This is a genomic window from Candidatus Cloacimonadota bacterium (assembly GCA_011372345.1).
GTDB lineage: Bacteria > Cloacimonadota > Cloacimonadia > Cloacimonadales > TCS61 > DRTC01.
Genome location: DRTC01000266.1, coordinates 1 through 4,561, shown reverse-complemented (window position 1 = coordinate 4,561; position 4,561 = coordinate 1). Strand labels below are relative to the sequence as shown.

The window sequence follows — 4,561 nt, the reverse complement described above, 5'->3', positions numbered from 1 at the left end:
CGACAAGTCCTTCTCAAGGCGATATTATGCAATCGAGATGGGGAAATCATGGTGATGCTCCTGCCATTGTTCTTTATCCGAATTCTGTCTTGGAAAATTATGAATTAACGATCAGAGCATTTAACCTGGCGGAAAAATATCGAACATGTGTGATTCTGCTGTCAGATGAAGTTCTGGGACACATGCGGGAGATGGTCGAACTTCCAAACCTGAAAAAAGTCAGAATTATCAATAGAGTAAAACCGACAGTTCCGCCGGAATGGTATAGACATTATGCTGAAAATCCCAAATACATTTCTCCGGTTGCCAGTTTTGGGGAAGGTTATCGTTTTCATGTTACCGGGCTTGCTCATGATTCCATGGGATTTCCTACCAATAAAGCGGAAGAGATTTCTGTTTTAATGAAGAGGTTAAGGAAAAAAGTTACGCATCATTTAAATGACCTGGTGCAGGTTGAAAGTTTTCATATGGAAGATGCTACAAGTGCCATCTTTGCTGCCGGGATTACATCGAGAGCAGCAAAAGCAGCTGTAAAAATAGCACGAAAATCCGGTAAAAGGCTTGGACTCCTTCGTCCTCTGACTATCTGGCCCTTCCCTGATGAAGCTGTGAAGAAACAGTTAAGTAATAAGAAGGCGATAATTGTTCCGGAAATGAATCAAGGACAACTATCAAAAGAACTCAAAAGAGTTATGGGCGGAGTCTGGAATATAGATATCAGGAAATCCAAAAAAATTATTGAAGTTCAAAAAAATAACGGAGAGTTAATTACACCGGAAGATATTTTAAGAGCAATGAAGGGGGTGCGATAAAATGCCGAAAATACCTCAAAAAGTAGTCCATAAATATTTAAGACATAGAAAACAATTTCCCCATGTCTGGTGTCCGGGTTGCAGTAATGGAATTGTGTTAGGAACAATTATCCGGGCAATAGATGAATTGAACTATAAAAGAGATGATATTGCTATGGTTTCCGGGATCGGATGTTCAAGTCGCATGCCGGTTTATGTCGATTTTAATACCTTGCACACTTTACACGGCAGAGCTCTGGCTTATGCGACCGGAATTAAAATGTTCAAACCGGAAATGAAAGTGATCGTCATCACCGGTGATGGAGATGCAACTGCTATCGGTGGAAATCATTTTATTCATGCTGCTCGTCGTAATATAGATCTGACGGCAATCCTGATCAATAATAATATTTACGGAATGACAGGAGGACAATATTCTCCTACAACTCCGAAAGGCGACCTATCAACCACGACTCCTTATGGGAATATCGATCCTGTATTTGATATTTGTGAGCTCGCTCTCGGTGCAGGAGCAAGTTTTGTTGCCAGAACGACTGCCTATCATGTGATCGAAGCACAATCATTCATTAAACAAGCTCTCGAACATAAAGGTTTTTCTCTGGTTGAAATTATGAGTGCCTGCCCGGTTATTTACGGAAGATTGAATAAAAAAGGTGATGCTCCCACCATGATGACAGAAATGAAAGAAAATGCCTTAACTTTTGAAGCCTTCGAAAAGTTATCCCCAGAAAATCAGAAGGGAAAATATAAAAGAGGAATTTTCCGGAAGGAAATAAAACCGGAATATGCGGAAGAATATGACAAACTGATCGCTGCTTTACAAGAAAGTAATGTAAAAAAATCATAAATCAGATATTACGATGTTTCTATAATGGCGAACTATCTTTCCAAAGCTTCCCACAAAGGAATACTTACATTTAAGATTCGGAAAGTTTTTATCTCATTCGTAACCTTCCGAATCTTAATATAAGAAAAAGTGAAAGAAAGCTTCGGAAGGGAACTGCTTTACAGGAAGAAAAGGATAAAAAAATGAAAAACAATAATGAGTTCAAAAAAGAGTTAAGGTTGAGCGGCAGCGGTGGACAAGGATTGATAACTGCCGGAATTATTCTTGCTCAAGCTGCGATCAGGGACAAATATATTGTTACTCAAACCCAGACTTACGGACCGGAATCCCGCGGCGGAGCGAGTAGAGCAGATGTTATCATCGGTAATACGGAGTTCTATTTCCCGGAAGCAACTCGCTTTGATATTCTGATGACTCTCACCCAGGAAGCTTATGACAAATATTCCGAAAATTTAAAAGATAACGGTATCCTCATCGCAGATACTACTTTTGTAAAAAATATAACTTTACTGGATTCGGAAATATATGAACTTCCTTTCACGGAAATCGCTTTGGAAAAATTAAAAACCGAACTTCCCACAAATATTTTAGCAATTTCTTTCCTGATCAGGAAAACAAAAGTCGTATCCGAATCATCTTTAAAAAAAGCTATTACGGAATCAATGAAACCACAATACCTTGATTTAAACCTGAAAGCAATGAAATTGGGCTTCAAATTAGCAGATGAATATGTTTCTGAAGAATAAGGTTCAGGATTCAAAGGTTCAGGGTTCAAAGGTTCAGGGTTCAAAGGTTCAAGGTTCAGGGTTCAAGAAAGGAATGAAAGACACCAGCATTGAATGAAAAGAAAAATGTTAAAAGTAATTTCTAATAAAAGTTTAAAGTTAATAATCATTGATAATTATGTTAAATAATATTTATGTTAAATAAGATCAATCATATCGGGATTGCAGTAAAAAATATGGATACTGCCATCGATTTTTATGAAAAATTAGGACTAAAAGTTGAAGCAACTGAAATTGTGGAATCTCAAAAAGTAAGAGTTGCATTTATTCCAATTGGAGAAATCAGGATAGAACTGCTGGAAGCAACATCAGAAGAAAGCCCTATTGCAAAATTCATCGAGAAAAAAGGTGAGGGAATTCATCATCTTGCTTTTAATACAAATGAACTTATCCCGGCTTTGGAAACAGTCGAATCACACAAAATTCAATTAATTGATAAAAAACCAAGAAAAGGTGCACACAACTCAGAGATAGCTTTCCTGCATCCGAAATCTACCAATGGTGTTCTGGTGGAATTGTGCGAAGAGAAGAAGAAATAATTATAATTATCTGTAAAACTTCAAGTTCAATAATCTATATAAAAATGGTATGAATTTCAAAAGAAAAATAAAAAATTAAATAATTTGACAAAGATATTTCCAAAAAAAACATCGCACCCAAAAAAATGAAAGCTCTTAAAAAATCCGACTTGCTTTTGATTCGGGAAAGAGGCTGATTTGAAGATTATAAACTGGCTTGAAACCGGTGCGATAGACGATTTTCTTTTTTATGACAGAGAATTAAACTACTCAAAAGACAAATATATCTAACTAATCGTGAATCCAATAAAACAAAAATTTATAAGTTTTTTAGTAGTTTACATTTTATGAGTGGACTACTTTTTTTATTTGATATATCGCCTTTCCGAAGCTTCCCGCAAAGGAACTCATACATTTTGAGATTCGGAAAGTTTCAGATCATTCATAACCTTCCGAATCTTAATATAAGAAAATGTGGAAGAAAACTTCGGAAGGATTAAACAGGAGACTTTATGAAATACTGGGGAAAGCCATTCGGTAAAGAATTACCGAAAACTCCTACAGGTGAGATCCATATATTAAAAGAAAGATGCAAAGGTTGCGGTTTCTGTGTTGAATATTGTCCGAAAGATGTTCTTGAATTGTCTGATGAGTATAATTCCAAAGGTTATCATCCACCTCAAGCAATAAACAAAGATAACTGTGTGAATTGTGGTCTCTGTGGGATGATTTGCCCTGAATTTGCCATCTGGACAACTTTGAAAGAGGAGGCAGTTCATGAAAACTAACACTCCAGCGATTTTAACCGGAACTCATACTCTCAGTGGTAATGAAGCCTGCATAGAAGGTGCTTTTGCTGCCGGTTGTCGTTTTCTGGCTGCTTACCCGATCATGCCGGCTTTAGAAACAATCGACAGATATTTGCAGAGAAGTTCCGAGGTCGATGCGACCTTTATTCAAATGGAAGATGAAATCTCTGCTTTGGCTGCTGTTATCGGTGCATCCTGGACAGGAAAAAAGTCGATGACCATAACCTCGGGTCCGGGGCTTTCCAATATGATGGAACATCTCGGACTTTCGGTGATGCTGGAAACTCCTTGTGTGATCATCGATGTTCAACGAGCCGGACCTTCTATCGGTATTCCAAATCGTCCGGGACAAGGCGATGTAATGCAGGCAAGGTGGGGTTCTCATGGAGATTATGAATTAATTGTTCTTTCTCCAAGTTCTCCGCAGGAAATGTTCGATTTTACGATCAAAGCGTTTAATTTTTCCGAAAAATATAGATCACCTGTTCTTATTATGGCGGATGAATATGTCGCTCATCAGAAAGGTGAAGTAAAAATTCAACCTGCTAATAAAATTAAGATCGAACCGAGAAAATATTTTAAAGGAGAAAAAGATAAATACCTTCCTTTTAAAAGAGATAAAAATTTTGTGCCGCGCATGGTCGATATCGGAGAAAATTATAAATTTCATGTAACCGGTCTAACCCATGATGATAGAGGTTATCCGGTAATGACCGAGAAATGCCAGGAATACAATGTTCATCCTCTATTATGGAAAATTTTGAATGATAGAGATGAGATTGCGGAATTT

6 protein-coding genes are annotated in these 4,561 nt (G+C 37.4%); all 6 read left to right on the top strand.

The annotated features are described in order from the left end of the window. On the top strand, positions 1-812 hold an 812-nt coding region (locus tag ENL20_05225; protein ID HHE37958.1), incomplete at its 5' end, for a 2-oxoacid:acceptor oxidoreductase subunit alpha. A gap of 1 nt (position 813) precedes the next feature. Next, positions 814-1,659, top strand: coding sequence for a 2-oxoacid:ferredoxin oxidoreductase subunit beta (locus tag ENL20_05220; GenBank protein HHE37957.1), 846 nt, complete (start codon positions 814-816; stop codon positions 1,657-1,659). Between the two features lie 182 nt (positions 1,660-1,841). After that, entirely contained in the window at positions 1,842-2,405 is a 564-nt protein-coding gene (locus ENL20_05215; protein HHE37956.1) for a 2-oxoacid:ferredoxin oxidoreductase subunit gamma, read from the top strand. A gap of 173 nt (positions 2,406-2,578) precedes the next feature. Further along, the gene (gene mce / locus ENL20_05210; protein HHE37955.1) at positions 2,579-2,983 is read left to right on the top strand and encodes a methylmalonyl-CoA epimerase; all 405 of its coding nucleotides are present in this window, start codon (positions 2,579-2,581) and stop codon (positions 2,981-2,983) included. 491 nt (positions 2,984-3,474) lie between these two features. After that, positions 3,475-3,750: a 4Fe-4S dicluster domain-containing protein gene (locus ENL20_05205; GenBank protein HHE37954.1), complete on the top strand. Its 276-nt coding sequence runs from the start codon at positions 3,475-3,477 to the stop codon at positions 3,748-3,750. Further along, on the top strand, positions 3,740-4,561 hold an 822-nt coding region (locus ENL20_05200; protein ID HHE37953.1), incomplete at its 3' end, for a 2-oxoacid:acceptor oxidoreductase subunit alpha. The genes ENL20_05205 and ENL20_05200, both read left to right, overlap by 11 nt.

What these genes read in the sequence shown, in the direction of transcription:
- ENL20_05220 (HHE37957.1), top strand. Translation starts at nt 814, where the DNA reads ATGCCGAAAATACCTCAAAAAGTAGTCCATAAATATTTAAGACATAGA.
- ENL20_05215 (HHE37956.1), top strand. Translation starts at nt 1,842, where the DNA reads ATGAAAAACAATAATGAGTTCAAAAAAGAGTTAAGGTTGAGCGGCAGC.
- mce (HHE37955.1), top strand. Translation starts at nt 2,579, where the DNA reads ATGTTAAATAAGATCAATCATATCGGGATTGCAGTAAAAAATATGGAT.
- ENL20_05205 (HHE37954.1), top strand. Translation starts at nt 3,475, where the DNA reads ATGAAATACTGGGGAAAGCCATTCGGTAAAGAATTACCGAAAACTCCT.